A 13,428-nucleotide genomic window follows, 5' to 3' on the forward strand; every position below is an offset into this window, starting at 1 on the left:
CCGGCCGGCCGGGGCCTAGAGGCCCTTGAGGATGGTCTCGATCTGGCCGAGCACGTCGATCGAGGTGCCGTACCGGTCGCTGGTCGCGTAGGTGACCGGGATGACCTTGTTCGCCTGGACGGCCTTGAGGTTCTTCCAGGACGGCTGCTTGTCGAGGTCCTTGGTGTCCTGCGGGACCTCGCCGGTGGCGGCCGTCCGAGGGACCAGGATGATGTCGGCGTCGGCGAGCACGTCGAGCTTCTCGGTCGAGTAGGTGACCTCGTGCTCCTTGGTGTCGCCGGACGCCTGGGAGAAGGTGGCGCCCACGTCGCTCAGCACCCGGCCGACCCAGGAGCTGCTGGTGTCGACGAGGAACTCGCCGCCGCCGTAGGACGACGCGATGGTCCACTTGACGGTGTTGAGCTTGCCGGCGTAGTCGGCCTTGATCTTGGCGGCCTTGGTGTCGTAGTCCGACTTCAGCTTCTTGAACTCGGCCTCCTTGCCCACGGCCGTGGCGATCTTCTCCTGGGCGGTGTACAGGTCGACCGGCTTGTCGATGCCGAAGTAGAGGGTCGGCGCGATGCCTTCGAGCTTGCTGACGCCCCAGTCGAAGGCGGTGGCGCCCTCGACCACGATCAGGTCGGGCTTGAGGGAGGCGACCTTCTCGACGTTGATCTCGATGCCGGAGCCGATGGCCTCGATCTTCTTGGCGGCCTCGGTCTGCGAGGGCAGCAGCTCCATCGGGTTGTTGTCGTCGATGGTGCTGGTGCCGACCGGCTGGACGCCGAGGTCGAGCAGCGCGCCGGTGGCGTAGGAGACGGAGACGATCCGCTTGACCCCGGCCGGGACGGTGACCTTGCCGTTGGTCGCCTCGATCACCTGGGCGGCCTTGGCGCCGCCGGACGCACCGGAGGCGGCCTCGCTCGTGCTGTCGCCGTTCGAGCCGCAGGCGGTGAGGCCGAGGGCGGCGACACCGGCGGCGGCGGCGATCCTCAGACCACGGGACGGCAGGGCACGGGTGTTCATCGTTCTCCTTGGGGTACTGCGTGGCGTGCGCGGGGGCGCTGGGCGTGCGGTGGGCGGGCGGGGGGGTGAGCTGCGCGGCCGCCCGCGGGGTCAGGCTGCCGAGAGGTGGGCGGACCACACCCGGACGGTCGGGGCGCCGAGGTCCGCCAGGTCGGCGAAGTCCACCCGGGCGCCCCGGGCGCGCCACTTCTCGATCAGGTGCATCAGGCGCATCGAGTCGAGCCCGAGGTCCCGGAGGTCGTCGTCGTCACCGACCGCCGCCGGCTCCTCGCCGAGGAGTTCGGCGATGTCGGCGCGGATGCTCTCGGTGTCCAGGACGGGGGCGGACCCGGACGGGCTGGTGTCGGTCATGGCGTGGTTCTTTCGCTTCCAGGTCGAGGGGGGAGTTCGCCGGTGCGGCCCGGCAGGCCGGCGGACCGTCAGCCGGTGACGCCGAGGCGGCCGTCCTCGGCCCGCAGCTGGCGGCCGGTGTGGCGCAGCAGCAGCGAGTCGCAGATCTCGCCGGAGCGCACCGCCAGGGTGGAGAGCAGCGACGAGGTGATGCCGTGGGTGTGCTCGGTGCCGCCCTGGAGGTAGATCCCCACGTCGACGTGGTCGTCGGTCAGCACCCGGTGGTCGCGGTCGACCCGGAGGCGGCCGAGCTGGTCGGTGCGGCAGGTCGCGCCGAGGTCGCCGAGGAGGTCCCGCGGGTCGACGTGCTCGTAGCCGGTGGCGAGCACCACCGCGTCCGACTCCAGGGCCGTCGTCTCGCCGGTGGTCAGCGAGCGGACCTCGGCGACGGCGCCGTGGGCCAGCTGCCCGACGCCGGTGAGCCGGGTGGCGTTGAGGATCCGCAGCCGCTCCCGGCCGGCCACCTTCTCCTGGTAGACGGTCCGGTAGAGCTGCTCGATCAGGTCACCGTCGACCACCGAGTAGTTGGTGTTCGCGTGGTAGTCGAGCAGGGTCCGCTTGGCCTCGTCCGGCGCGGCGTAGAACTCGTCCACGGCGGACGGGTCGAAGATCCGGTTGGCGAACGGGCTGTCGTCGGCCGGGCTGTAGCCGTAGCGGGTGAGGACGGCGCAGATCTCCGCCTCGGGGAAGGTCCGGTGCAGGAACTCGACGGCCTCGGCGGCCGACTGGCCGGCGCCGACCACCGTGAAGCGGCGGTGGCGCAGCTCCGCGCGCCGCTCGATCAGGTCGGGGGCGCGGAACAGCAGGTCGCGGGTGTGGATGACGCGGTCCCCGGCGGTGACGCCCTGGGGCATCCGCGGCTTCAGGCCGGTGCCCACCGCGATGTTGCGGGCCAGCCGGACCTCGCGGTCGGCCGGGTCGGTGACCGACCGGGACTCCACCTCGACGACCTCGACCCGGCCGTCCGGGGTGGTCACCGGGCGGACCGCGGTGACCTCGCGGCCGTAGGCCGTCCGACCGGCGAACTCGGCGGCGCACCACTCGAAGTAGTCGTGGAACTCCAGGCGGGTCGGGTAGAAGGACTTCTGGTTGATGAAGTCCGCGAGCCGGCCGCGCTCCTGGAGGTAGGTCAGGAAGGTGAAGCGGCTGCGGGGGTCCCGCATCGTCACGAGGTCCTTGAGGAAGGAGACCTGCATGGTCGCCCCCTCCAGCAGCATCCCGCGGTGCCAGCCGAACGTCGCCTGCTTCTCCAGGAAGCCGACCTTGAGGGCCTGCTGAGGGTCCCGGCGGTTGTGCTCGTCGACGGCGATGGCCAGGGCCAGGTTGGCGGGACCGAAGCCTATGCCGACCAGGTCGTCGGCGCCCTCGCCTCGGTCGATTGCGCCGTTCTCGCTCGACATGATCGATCCTTCCGTTGCTTCTTGCTTCTCGGCCCCGCCGGTGTCCGGTCGACCGCCGCGGCGGCCGTCCGCCACTCGCCCACTCGCTTTAGGTAAGGCTTACCTAAGTTCTATCACTTGATCGGGTGAGTCAAATTCAGATCGTGCCCGAACCGACCATCGCGACCTGCCGACCTTCCGCGTCGGCCGCCTCGTCCCGGCGCACCAGCGGCGCGTCGGGCACCACCTCGGTACCCACCGGCGGCCCGCCGAAGGCCGCCAGCACCCCGTGGCGGACCCGTCCGTCCAGCACCCGCGCACTGCCCACGCCGGCCCGGACGGCCCGCAGGCAGCCCTCCATCTTCGGGACCATGCCACTCGCCAAGTTCGGCAGGAGTTCCGCGAGTTGGGTGGCGGTCAGCGAGGGGACCACCTCCTGCGAACGCGGCCAGTCGCGATAGAGCCCCGCCACGTCGGTGAGCATCACCAGCAGCTCCGCGCCCAGCGCGGCGGCCACCGCGGCGGCGGCGGTGTCCGCGTTGACGTTGTAGACGTCACCGCCCACGCCGCGCGCGACCGGGGAGATGACCGGGACCCTGCCGTCCGCCAGCAGCGTGCGCACCATCGAGGGGTCGACGGACGCGATGTCACCCACCTGCCCGATGTCCACCCGCTCGCCGTCCACGACGGCGTGCCGCCGGACGGCCGTCATGGTGCGGGCGTCCTCGCCGGTCATGCCGACCGCGAAGGGACCGTGGCGGTTCACCAGACCGACCAGCTCGCGCTGCACCTGACCGGCCAGCACCATCCGGACGACGTCCATCGCCTCCGGCGTGGTGACCCGCAGGCCGTTGGTGAAGTGCGACTCGATCCCGAGGCGCCCCAGCTGGGCACTGATCTGCGGACCGCCGCCGTGCACCACCACCGGCCGGACACCCGCGTAGCGGAGCAGCACGACATCCTGGGCGAAGGCCGCCTTGAGGCCCTCGTCCACCATCGCGTTCCCGCCGAACTTGATCACGACGATCTTGCCGCGGAACCGCTCCAGCCACGGCAGCGCCGCGAGGGGGCCACCCGTGCGCGAAGTTCCAGCAACCCCGGCGCGACGTGCGCGCCCGGCCAGGCCGTTCTCCACCGATCCCCCTGCACTCAGGATGCCCGCACCGGGATGTGCGGCATTCGCTCCCCTCCACCCCGCCACCCGGCTTCGCGAGTGCCGGAGGGAGTGCGGTTCGGTCGCTCCAGAACCACTTAGGCAAGGGTAACCTTACATTTCTTCACTCCTTCCGTCACCATCCCGTACGAACGTCGCCCGCCCGTGCGAAACCGGGGCGCCCGGAGCACAGTCCGCCCGGACCGCTCCACCGCGGCGGCGCGGCCACGGGCGCCAGTAGCCGAGCGCGGGCAACCGCCCCTTTGCCACGGCGAGTTCCCGGCGGGCGAACCGGGCCGGCGCCGGGCAACGAGACCCGCACCCACATGGTCGGATGGACACCGGTGGCCGCGAGCAGCCCGTCGTCCGTGAAGCGCACCCGGCGGCGGTCCTCGGTGACGTCCTCGACGCCGGTGACCGTCAACGCGAAGTCCTGCCTCGCCTCGGTTTGAGGACGACGCCCTACCAGCCCGTGGCCGTGGCCCGCGACAGTCTCCAACTCGGGGCAAACATTAGGGAAGGCTCACCTCACTGTCGGGATGGTGGACGTCGGCCCTCCGGCCACCACCCGCCTCCCTGCCGGCCGTCAACCACCGTTCGGGGGGCGGGTGGTGGCGGTGTGGCCGAACCACGCTACCGGCGGTGGGCCGCGGACCTGGTCGCCGCCGCCCACGTCCGCAACGTCGTGCACGACGGTCTGCTCCTCGTCCCCGACGAGACCCTCTCCCGCGTGCACGCGGCGTACAACACCGGACTGTCCGGCCTGCTCGGCCTGCTGACTCGGCTGCGGCACGGCGGGACCCGGCTCTGGCTCCCCGCCGGGGAGCCGCCCCTCGACCCGGAAGGGAGGTGACTCGACATGACGACGGACGTGACGACCCTGCAGAACCTGGAGCTGGAGGAGGACGCGGTCTGGCCGGACTGGATCTGCCCGATCATCAGCTGCTGGTCCTCCGACTGGCAGGCCGACTAGCTCCTCTCCGCCCCGCTCGGGTGTGGGCCGGCCTCCGGGCCGGCCCACACCCCTGTCGAGGAGGCGGTGCGGGCCCGGCGCGCCTCCCGGTCGGGCGGCTCCTGGTGGTGGACACCGCGCCCGCGACGGCCACCGGGCACGGCCGGGCCGTCACCTGCTTCCTGTACGACGCGGCGCCGCTCACGGCCACGCAGGCGGGCGCGCTGCGGTTCGCCGACGGGGAGGTCCGGGCCGCCTCCTGGCTCGATCCGGGGGAGGCGGTGCGGCGGCTGCCCCGGCACCTGGCCGCGCGGCTGACCGCCGCGCTGCGCGCGCTGGAGGACGGCGGCATCGTCCCTCTCAGGGCGGGCGTCCCCGCGACGCCCGCGCAGGGCGCCGGTGCGACGGCGGGGGCCGCGCACCGGCGGCGGCCGCCCGGCAGGATCCGCAGGGCGGTGGCGCGCGACGGTGGCCCGACGTATGAGTCGACCCGCACCGGGGCGAAGCGCCACGGGGCGGAGCGACGACGGATGGAGCGACGGCGGGAATCGCGGTCGCGGTGAGGGTGGTGAGGGTGGGGGCGGGGTTCGGCCGCCGGGAGTCGTGCGGGCGGCCTCAGGCCTCGGGGAACTGCTCCTCGTGGTCGGCCACCCCGGCGGGTTCCAGGAACGGCGCGCGCTCCACGGGCTGCAGGTGGTGGCGGTCCGTCTGGACGGGAACGGTCGCGGAAGGCTCGGAGAAGGGCTGCCACAAGGGGCGCAAGTCGGCGGTCACGATCACCAGTCTGCCAGTCCCGGGGCCCGCCCGGTGCCCGCCCGCCCACCGACGGCCGGGTCGGCCCCGCGCGACCGTCCCGCGGCGGGGTGCGGCACGGGCGGATCCGGCGGTGAACCGGCCCCGCGGCGGGGGCGGTGACGCTCCCCGCCCCGGTGGGTCCGGGCCGTCCGGGGCGGGTCGGCCGGGCGGCAACCGCCCTGGTAGCGTCGGGCGGCCAGCCGGAATGATCACAGGAAAGGCAGTAGCCGTGCAGGAAGTGACGTGCCACAAGGTCGACGAGGACCGCATCGCCCGGGCCCTCGACGACATCGGTGGACAGTCGTTCAACCGCTGGCACTCGCTCCGCTACGACTCGCTGTCCATCGGGGGCCTGGTACGGCTGCAGGGCGAACTCCTCGACCACGTCGGCGCCCGCACCCTGAGCGACCCCGCGCTGACCGGTCCGTCCGGCCGCGACGTCCTGCGGGCGGCCGCCGAGTGCGCGCTCGGGGTACTGGCGCTGGGCAGCTTCCCGAACGGCGACTTCGAGGTGTACTTCCCGCTCAACGACCAGACCCTCGACAGCGGGGACTTCGCCTTCGGCGACGCGGTGGACGACGTGTCCACGGCGCGCACCTGGCTCGACACCTTCGCGCTCTGCGTGACCACGGACCTGCTCCACCGGCCGGAGCGGGTGGTCGGCCCCCTGCTCAAGGACGACTACGCGCCCGCGATCCGCGACGGGGTGCCGTACTCGCCGCTGGAGTCGGTGTCGGACCCCGGCGACCTCGCCGCGATGGACGCGCTGTGCGGGTACCTCGCCGACATGGTCGGCACCTGGCCCGCGACGCGGGTCGCCCCGGAGCCGATCACCAAGCCCGACGCGCAGGCCCGCGCCGAGGCCGCCCGGCGGCTGGACGCGGCCGGTGCCCTCACCCCGGACCAGCGGCTGCTCCGCGTGCTCCTGGACGACGACCGGGCCGCCTTCGAGCACGCCCTGACCGAGCGTCTCCGCCTCCACCGGGACGGCGTGGGACCGGACCCGGAGCCGAGGACCCTGCTGCCGGTCGAGACCGTCGCCCTGGCCGCCCTCGCCGTCCGGGCGCACGGCTGGCAGCTGGAGACCCGCTCCGGCTACCTGCCGGAGGGCCTGCTGGCCGACCCGCAGGAGTAGCCCCGCCCGACGCGCGGTACGGGCGGCGGGAACTCCTGCGGCTTCCGCCGATTCGCCGAACGGCGACCGGGTAGGCGCGCGCCGAGAGGAGAGGAGAACTGTGATGCCCCGAGGATCGAGCCCCAAGCGGGAGCGCCAGTACGAGCACATCAAGGAGAGCGTGCTGGAGCGCGGTGAGAGCGAGGACCTGGCGGAGGAGATCGCCGCCCGGACGGTCAACAAGGAGCGGGCCAGACACGGCGAGGCGCGGACCGCCAGCCGGAGTTCCACCCACGACATCTCCTCCGGCCGGCGGGGCGGACTGCGGTCCCACGAGGGCGCCGGGGGCCGCACCTACGACCAGCTGTACAACGAGGCCAGGCACCGCAACATCAAGGGCCGTTCGAAGATGAACAAGCGGGAGCTGGAGCACGCGCTCGGCCGCTGACTCCGCCCGCCGCACCCCCGGAACGAGACCCGCCGCACCCCGCCGCACCCCCGAAGCGAGAGGTGGCCGTGATGACCAGACCGACACCCCCGAACCCGGACACCGAGCCGTTTCCGCACCCGGCACCCGGGCCGCGCCACCCGGGCGAGGAACCCGTCCCCGTGCCGCCGCCCGTCCCACCGTTCCCCGACCCGGATCCGGCGCCCCCGCCGCAACCCGGACCCGCCGGGGTGTGAGCGGCCCGGGTGACCGGTCCGGGCGGGCGGTCCGGGGTCACGGCCGGGAGGCACGGGACCTCGGAGAGCGACCGGTGGCGACCGGCCGTGACCGGACTGCCCGGGCGGTGGCCGGGCGGCGGGGTCACACTGGAGGTATCCGCCGTCCCCCGGGTTTGGAGGCCTCCGTGAGTGAGCTCAAGTTCGAGCAGAAGGCCTCGCTGACCCGGCTCGAAGCGGCCGACCGGCTCACCGCGCTCGCGGACGCGCTGCGGCACGGCGCCAGCGCCGAGCTGGACCTCGGCCCCGGCACACTGACCGTGCGCGTCCCCGACGAACTCCAGATCGAGATCGAGGTCGAGGTCGAGGACGGGCAGATCGAGCTTGAGGTCGAGCTCAAGTGGCGGACCGAGTAGGCTGCCCCGACGGCGCCACCCCGGGCCTGCCCCGGCCCGGCTTCAGGCCGGTCGCCGCCGGGCGCGCGCCCGGGATCCGCGACATCGTGGCACGGTGGCTGCTCCGCCCGGCGGGCGCCGCAGCGGCCGACGGCGACCCCGACCACGTCTGGTACGCCGCCTACGGCTCGAACATGTGCGCCGAGCGGCTGGCCTGTTACCTTCGCGGCGGCCGGCCGCCGGGTGGTGCCCGGACGTACCCCGGCTGCCGCGACGGGCGGCCGCCGGAGCGGGCCGTGCCGGTGACGCTCCCCGGGCAGCTGTACTTCGCGCTGGAGTCGACGGTCTGGGGCGGTGGCACGGCCTTCTACGACCCGGACCGGACCGGCCTGGTGCCCGCGCGCGCCTATCTGCTGACTACGGGGCAGTTCAGCGACATCGCCGCCCAGGAGAGGCACCGGCAGCCGGGGACCGACCTCTCGCCGGCCACCGCCCTGCGCACCGGGCGGGACCGGCTCTGGCCGGGCCGCTACGGGACGCTGGTGTGCCCCGGCTCCCTCGACCACACCCCCGTGCTGACCCTCACCGCCTCCGGCGGCCTGGCCGACGCCGACCTGCGGGCACCCCGCGCCGCCTATCTGCGCACCATCGCCGCCGGACTGGTCCAGGCCCATGGCTGGGACCTCGGACGGATCGCCGACTACCTCGGCACCCGCCCGGGGGCCGACGCGCAGTGGACCCCCGCCGCCCTCCGCCGGGCCCTGGCGGAGACCGCCGGCGACGGCTGAGGACCACACTGCGCTCCCGTCGGACCGCTCCCGAACATACCGGCCGGCCACCCTGTCGCCGCGCAGGAATGACGAACATCCCTCTGGGGAAAGGGCGTTCATGACGGCGAATGGTTCAGACCATTGACGGCCCGGGGCCACAACTCCTACGGTGGGGACCACACCGACCTGGCGCAGGCATGCCAAGAGATCGACGGCCGCCGCACCCCCACGCGCGCGCCCTGCGTCGGGCGCACACTCCATCCACCCCCACGGAGGAGCACCATGCGCAAACGTCATCTCGCCGTCGTGGCCGCGGCCGCGGTCGCGCTGCCGCTCACGCTGGCCCTGCCGGCGCAGTCGCACGGCTTCATCAACCTGCCGCCCAGCCGGGCGGCCCTGTGCGGCGCGGGCGTCGTCACCAACTGCGGCGACATCCAGTGGGAGCCGCAGAGCGTCGAGGGCCCGAAGGGCTTCCCCAGCCGCGGACCGGCCGACGGCACCATCTGCGCCGGCGCCGACCCGCGCTGGGCGCCGCTCGACGCCCCGCGCAACGGCAACTGGCCGACCACCAACGTGACGGCGGGCCAGCAGCTGACCTTCACCTGGAACATCGAGGCCCGGCACGCCACCACCACGTTCAAGTACTACCTCACCAAGCCCGGTTACGACGCGACCCAGAAGATCACCCGGGCCAACCTGGACCTGACCCCGTTCCTGACCGTCAACTACAACGGGCGCCAGCCCGCCGCCACGACCACCCATACCGGGACCCTTCCCACCGGCCGCACCGGCCACCAGGTCGTCGTGGCGGTCTGGGAGATCGCCGACACCAACAACTCGTTCTACTCCTGCACCGACGTCAAGTTCTGACCTGACGCCAGTGCCGCACCGACGCCCGTCGGCCCCCTGCCCGGCACAGCTGTCCGAGACCCGGCCCGGTGCACTCCGTCGCACGACGGAGTGCACCGGGCCAGGCGACCGGGGCGGGGCGACGGGCCGGGACCGTGTGCGCGAACCGCCCCCGGCCTCGCCCCCGCCGTGCCGAACCGGCGGGTACCCGGGGTGCCGGTGGTGCCACTGGGACGGGTGCGAGCAGCGCGGCCCGACGGTCCGAAAGGGTCGAACATCTGCGCTGTCGCACCTCTATGGCGGGCCCGAACGAATGGCTAGCATGGGCGGCCCGCACGGGAATCAGCCAAGGTGAATGGGAGGAACCACCCATGAGTGCACTGGTACTGGACATCCGCGACGCCGGCCTACTGGACATCGACGACGAGGTGATCGCGTTCGAGGACGAGTTCGACGCCGACCTCGCCCCGGCGGCCTGTCTCGCCGACCCGTTCGTCACCTACGTCCCCACCCGCTTCGACTGCGCGGTGGACGCCTGACCCTCGCCGGACACCCGGCCTGCGGGCGGGCGCCGCCCGAACTGCCGTGCGCCGCACGCCCGCAGGCCACCGCACCGGCTCGCACGCCGTACCTTCTCGCACCTGCCCGCCGACGCCCGGCGGGGTACCCGTGCGACCGGACCCGGGGACGTGGTGGACTCGTGCCGTCAGCAGCAGCAACCACCGGCGCGCGGCCGGACCCCGGCGCCGCCGGGGCGCTGCGGGCCCGGATCGCCGCCCTGGTCGCGGCCGCCCCGGGCTCGCGCCGCCAACTGCACTGCGCTGGCGACTGGTTGTATCTGCACGACCCCGGCATGCCGGCGCTCCCGCACGGCTGGAAGCTCCATGTGTCCGCCCGCCCCGACCGGTTCCCGCACCTGCTGGACGTGGTGGTCCCGATCCTGCTGCGGCGCACCTGCGACGCCAAGTTCGCCGCCGGCACCGCCGTGCTGCGCGAGCTGAACACCGGACTGCGCGACCCGGCCGCCGTGGGCAAGGCCGTCACGGTCTACCCGCGTCCGGGCGAAGAGGCCGCCCTCGCGGACGAGTTGGCGAACGCGCTGACCGGCTGGACCGGCCCCCGGGTGCCCAGTGACCGGCAGTTGCGGGCCGACGCCCCGGTCTACTACCGGTACGGCCTGTTCCGGGTCGCCGCCGAGGACTCGACGCTCCTCATGACCGGCCCGGCCGGCGAGACCTTTCCCGCCCCGGCCGCCCCCCACTATCGCCAACCACCCTGGGTGAGCGACCCGTTCGCACCGCGCACCACCCCGCGACCGACGAGCAACCGGATCGGCGACGGCGGCCGCTACCGGATCACCGCCGGCATCACCCGCGCACCGGGCGGCCATGTGTACCGGGCGGTCGACGTGGTCACCGGCCGCGAGGTGGTGGTGAAGCAGGCCCGCGCCTTCGTCGCCGAGGACGCCGCCGGCCTCGACGCGCGGGGCAGGCTCCGGCACGAGCGACGGGTCCTGACCGCGCTGGCGGGCGTGGGCGGAGTACCGCGCCTGGTCGACTACGTCCGGCACGGCGAGGACGAGTACCTGGTGAGCAGCGCCTGCGGCCGGCGCGACCTGCGTCGCGACGTGCTCGAAGGCGGCCCCTACGAGGCCCGCGCCGCCGGGCCCGGCGGCGCGCACGGGCCGGGCCGCGACTGGTGGTCGCTGGCGCGCGGACTGCTCCGGGCACTGGACGCGGTGCACGCCCGAGGCGTGGTGATGTGCGATCTGAAGCCGGCCAACGTGGTGCTCGACGCGGCGGGCGGGTGCGCGCTGGTCGACTTCGGCATCAGCGCCCTCGACGGCGAACGGCCGGCCGGGACGACCCGGGGGTACGGACTGCCCGGCCCGGCGACCACGACCGCCCACCCCACCGACGACTACTACGCGTTGGGGACGACACTGCACTACGCGGCCACCGGTCTCGACCCGGTGGTGATCGACCCGGACCGGGCCACCAACCGCGACCGCACGCTGGCCTGCCTGGCCGGTGCGCTGCCCGACCCGCAGCACCCGGCGGTCGCGCTGGTCGCGGGCCTGCTCGGCTTCGACCCGGCGGAGCGAGCGGCGGCCGCGGACGCCCTGCGCCACCACACCGCGCCGCCCGGCACGGGCCTTGCGGGCACCGTGGGCGAGCGCAGCGACCGCGCTCGGCGCGTTCCCGCGCCGCCGCGTCCGCCCCGGGTGACCGCCGAACTGCTCGGCGAGGTCGTCGACCACACCGTCACCACCTGCGTGCGGCTGGCCGGCGAGCTGGTCACCGCCGATGCGCGGAGCAGGGAGCCCCGTGCCCTGCTCTCCTTCTACGACGGCAGCGCCGGGCTCGGTCTCGAACTGCTGCAGCACGCCGACCGCCCCGACGCCCGGGCGGCCGCCACCGCCCTGGCCCGGTGGACGGCGGCACACCCCGCGATCGACCGGCTCGGCCCCGGCCTGTACGAGGGCCGCACCGGGGTCGACCTCTTCCTCGCCCGGGCGGCCGACGTGCTGGGCACCGAGGAGCCGCTCGGCGCCGATCCCGGTCCGGGTGACGTCCGCTCCACGGACCAGATCTCCGGCGCGGCCGGCCTCGGAACCGGCCGGCTGCTGCTGGCCGGGCGAGCACGCGCCGCGGGTCGCGAAGCCGAGGCCGAGCAGCACCTCGCGACGGCCCGGGCCTGCGCCCGGCTGCTCACCGACGGCCGGGCCGACGGGCCCCGGGAGACGCCGAACCCGGGGACCGCCGCACTCGAAGAAGGCTTCGCGCACGGCCGCGCCGGAGTCGCCCACTTCCTCCTCGGCCTGTCCGCCGCGTCCGCCACCGCTGCCACAACCGCGGCTCCGGCCGGCCGCGTCGACCTCGCCCACGGCGCCTACCGCGCCCACCGCGCCGAAGACACCGAGGCGGCCGCGGCGGCGGCGCGCCGTCTGGTGGACGCGCTCGCCGAGGACGTCCCCCGGCTCGTGGTGGCCGCCGGCCGGCCCGGGGCCACCCGCCGGTACGGGTCCTGGTGCCGGGGTCTGGCCGGCATCGGCACGACGCTCGTCCAGGCGGGCCGGTACTACGGCGCGGACGAGTTCCTCACCCGGGCCGCCGACGCCGCGCGAGCCTGTCGCGAGTCGGCCCCGAGGACGGCACCCGTCGTCCAGTGCTGCGGGCTCGCGGGCGCCGGGGAGTTGCTGATCGACCTGGCGCTGGCCACCGGGGACGAGCGGCACTGGGAGGCCGCCGAGGAGATCGCCGGGCTGGTCCTGGCCCGCAGCGGCGGCGGCGCGGGCCGACCGGTGTTCCCGGCCACCGATCCCACCGTCGAGTCCGCCGCCTGGGCGGTCGGCACCAGCGGTGTGCTCTCCTTCCTGCGCCGGCTCCACCGCCGGGGCGGCCCCCGGCTCGGAATGCTGCTCCAGCCCTGAACTCCCGGGCGCCACAGGGGCGACAGGGCCTGGGTCGCTACCGGGCCGGACCGGCAACGACACTGGGCGCCAGCGGCGCCACCGGCCCGCCGGGGCACCCCGGAACCCCCTCGGTAGGACGCGTACCCACCCCGCCGGAGCTCCGCCCGCCGTCCGCAGCCCTTGCGCGCACCACGCCGTGCAACAGTCACGGCCGGCTGTTACCCAGCCGATGGACAGCCGTGACACGACCTCCCGGGGACCGCGACAAGGCCCTCCTACTGTCGGTCGGGACGCGCCGACCGCACGGTCGGCGCACCGCGACAAGGAGAGACGCCCGTATGTCGAAGCACCGCTCCACCCGCACCACCAACTCGACCGCCCGTCGGGCCCTGGCGGGCTGCACCATCGCGGGGGCGGCCCTGTTCGCCACCGTCTCCGGCGGCCAGGCCTGGGCGACGGTCCTCACCTCGGCCACCGCCTCGGCCCTCGTCCCCGGCCGGGCCCGCGGCATCACCGCCGGGGGCTGCGTACACGTCCTCACCGCCGAG

General features: G+C 74.4%; 14 protein-coding genes and 1 pseudogene. 10 read left to right on the forward strand and 5 right to left on the reverse strand.

What is annotated here, in order from left to right; translation table 11 throughout:
- Positions 1-15 precede the first annotated feature (15 nt).
- The 4 genes from ABZ497_RS33295 to argB form a co-directional block, all read right to left on the reverse strand.
- Positions 16-1,005: an ABC transporter substrate-binding protein gene (locus tag ABZ497_RS33295; RefSeq protein ID WP_359810968.1), complete on the reverse strand. Its 990-nt coding sequence runs from the start codon at positions 1,003-1,005 to the stop codon at positions 16-18.
- Between the two features lie 90 nt (positions 1,006-1,095).
- Complete coding sequence (locus tag ABZ497_RS33300; protein ID WP_359810970.1) at positions 1,096-1,356, reverse strand: phosphopantetheine-binding protein; 261 nt, start codon at positions 1,354-1,356, stop codon at positions 1,096-1,098.
- 68 nt (positions 1,357-1,424) lie between these two features.
- Positions 1,425-2,795: a lysine N(6)-hydroxylase/L-ornithine N(5)-oxygenase family protein gene (locus ABZ497_RS33305; RefSeq protein WP_359810973.1), complete on the reverse strand. Its 1,371-nt coding sequence runs from the start codon at positions 2,793-2,795 to the stop codon at positions 1,425-1,427.
- A gap of 136 nt (positions 2,796-2,931) precedes the next feature.
- Positions 2,932-3,831: an acetylglutamate kinase gene (argB, locus tag ABZ497_RS33310; protein ID WP_359810995.1), complete on the reverse strand. Its 900-nt coding sequence runs from the start codon at positions 3,829-3,831 to the stop codon at positions 2,932-2,934.
- 715 nt (positions 3,832-4,546) lie between these two features.
- On the opposite strand from argB, the gene ABZ497_RS33315 reads away from it, so the two are divergent.
- A complete protein-coding gene (locus ABZ497_RS33315) occupies positions 4,547-4,780 on the forward strand; it encodes a hypothetical protein (RefSeq protein ID WP_359810976.1) in 234 nt (77 codons plus the stop codon).
- Between the two features lie 227 nt (positions 4,781-5,007).
- Positions 5,008-5,442: a hypothetical protein gene (locus ABZ497_RS33320; RefSeq protein WP_359810978.1), complete on the forward strand. Its 435-nt coding sequence runs from the start codon at positions 5,008-5,010 to the stop codon at positions 5,440-5,442.
- Positions 5,443-5,494: 52 nt separating this feature from the next.
- On the opposite strand, the gene ABZ497_RS33325 is transcribed toward ABZ497_RS33320, so the two are convergent.
- Positions 5,495-5,653: a hypothetical protein gene (locus ABZ497_RS33325; protein WP_329491513.1), complete on the reverse strand. Its 159-nt coding sequence runs from the start codon at positions 5,651-5,653 to the stop codon at positions 5,495-5,497.
- Positions 5,654-5,903: 250 nt separating this feature from the next.
- Between ABZ497_RS33325 and ABZ497_RS33330 the strand changes: the two genes are divergently transcribed.
- The 8 genes and pseudogenes from ABZ497_RS33330 to ABZ497_RS33365 form a co-directional block, all read left to right on the forward strand.
- Positions 5,904-6,809, forward strand: coding sequence for an immunity 49 family protein (locus tag ABZ497_RS33330; protein ID WP_359810981.1), 906 nt, complete (start codon positions 5,904-5,906; stop codon positions 6,807-6,809).
- Positions 6,810-6,912: 103 nt separating this feature from the next.
- Positions 6,913-7,236, forward strand: a complete 324-nt coding sequence (locus ABZ497_RS33335; protein ID WP_359810984.1) for a plasmid stabilization protein — start codon at positions 6,913-6,915, stop codon at positions 7,234-7,236.
- 403 nt (positions 7,237-7,639) lie between these two features.
- Entirely contained in the window at positions 7,640-7,867 is a 228-nt protein-coding gene (locus ABZ497_RS33340) for an amphi-Trp domain-containing protein (RefSeq protein WP_329491510.1), read from the forward strand.
- A complete protein-coding gene (locus ABZ497_RS33345) occupies positions 7,852-8,634 on the forward strand; it encodes a histone deacetylase (protein ID WP_359810987.1) in 783 nt (260 codons plus the stop codon). Before ABZ497_RS33340 ends, ABZ497_RS33345 begins: the two co-directional genes overlap by 16 nt.
- Positions 8,635-8,898: 264 nt before the next feature.
- Positions 8,899-9,486, forward strand: coding sequence for a lytic polysaccharide monooxygenase (locus tag ABZ497_RS33350; RefSeq protein WP_359810989.1), 588 nt, complete (start codon positions 8,899-8,901; stop codon positions 9,484-9,486).
- A 350-nt stretch (positions 9,487-9,836) separates the two neighbouring features.
- Positions 9,837-10,004, forward strand: a complete 168-nt coding sequence (locus tag ABZ497_RS33355) for an SflA family class IV lanthipeptide (RefSeq protein WP_329491507.1) — start codon at positions 9,837-9,839, stop codon at positions 10,002-10,004.
- Between the two features lie 161 nt (positions 10,005-10,165).
- Positions 10,166-12,898, forward strand: a complete 2,733-nt coding sequence (gene lanL / locus ABZ497_RS33360; RefSeq protein ID WP_359810992.1) for a class IV lanthionine synthetase LanL — start codon at positions 10,166-10,168, stop codon at positions 12,896-12,898.
- Between the two features lie 320 nt (positions 12,899-13,218).
- A pseudogene (locus ABZ497_RS33365) lies at positions 13,219-13,428 on the forward strand (hypothetical protein); the annotation flags it as partial.

Origin of the sequence: Kitasatospora sp. NPDC005751 (genome assembly GCF_040630835.1) — a bacterium.
Taxonomy (GTDB): Bacteria; Actinomycetota; Actinomycetes; order Streptomycetales; family Streptomycetaceae; genus Kitasatospora.

Coding starts and splice junctions, on each gene's coding strand:
- ABZ497_RS33305 (WP_359810973.1), bottom strand. CDS start 2,795: ATGTCGAGCGAGAACGGCGCAATCGACCGAGGCGAGGGCGCCGACGAC.
- ABZ497_RS33335 (WP_359810984.1), top strand. CDS start 6,913: ATGCCCCGAGGATCGAGCCCCAAGCGGGAGCGCCAGTACGAGCACATC.
- ABZ497_RS33355 (WP_329491507.1), top strand. CDS start 9,837: ATGAGTGCACTGGTACTGGACATCCGCGACGCCGGCCTACTGGACATC.
- ABZ497_RS33300 (WP_359810970.1), bottom strand. CDS start 1,356: ATGACCGACACCAGCCCGTCCGGGTCCGCCCCCGTCCTGGACACCGAG.
- ABZ497_RS33295 (WP_359810968.1), bottom strand. CDS start 1,005: ATGAACACCCGTGCCCTGCCGTCCCGTGGTCTGAGGATCGCCGCCGCC.
- ABZ497_RS33350 (WP_359810989.1), top strand. CDS start 8,899: ATGCGCAAACGTCATCTCGCCGTCGTGGCCGCGGCCGCGGTCGCGCTG.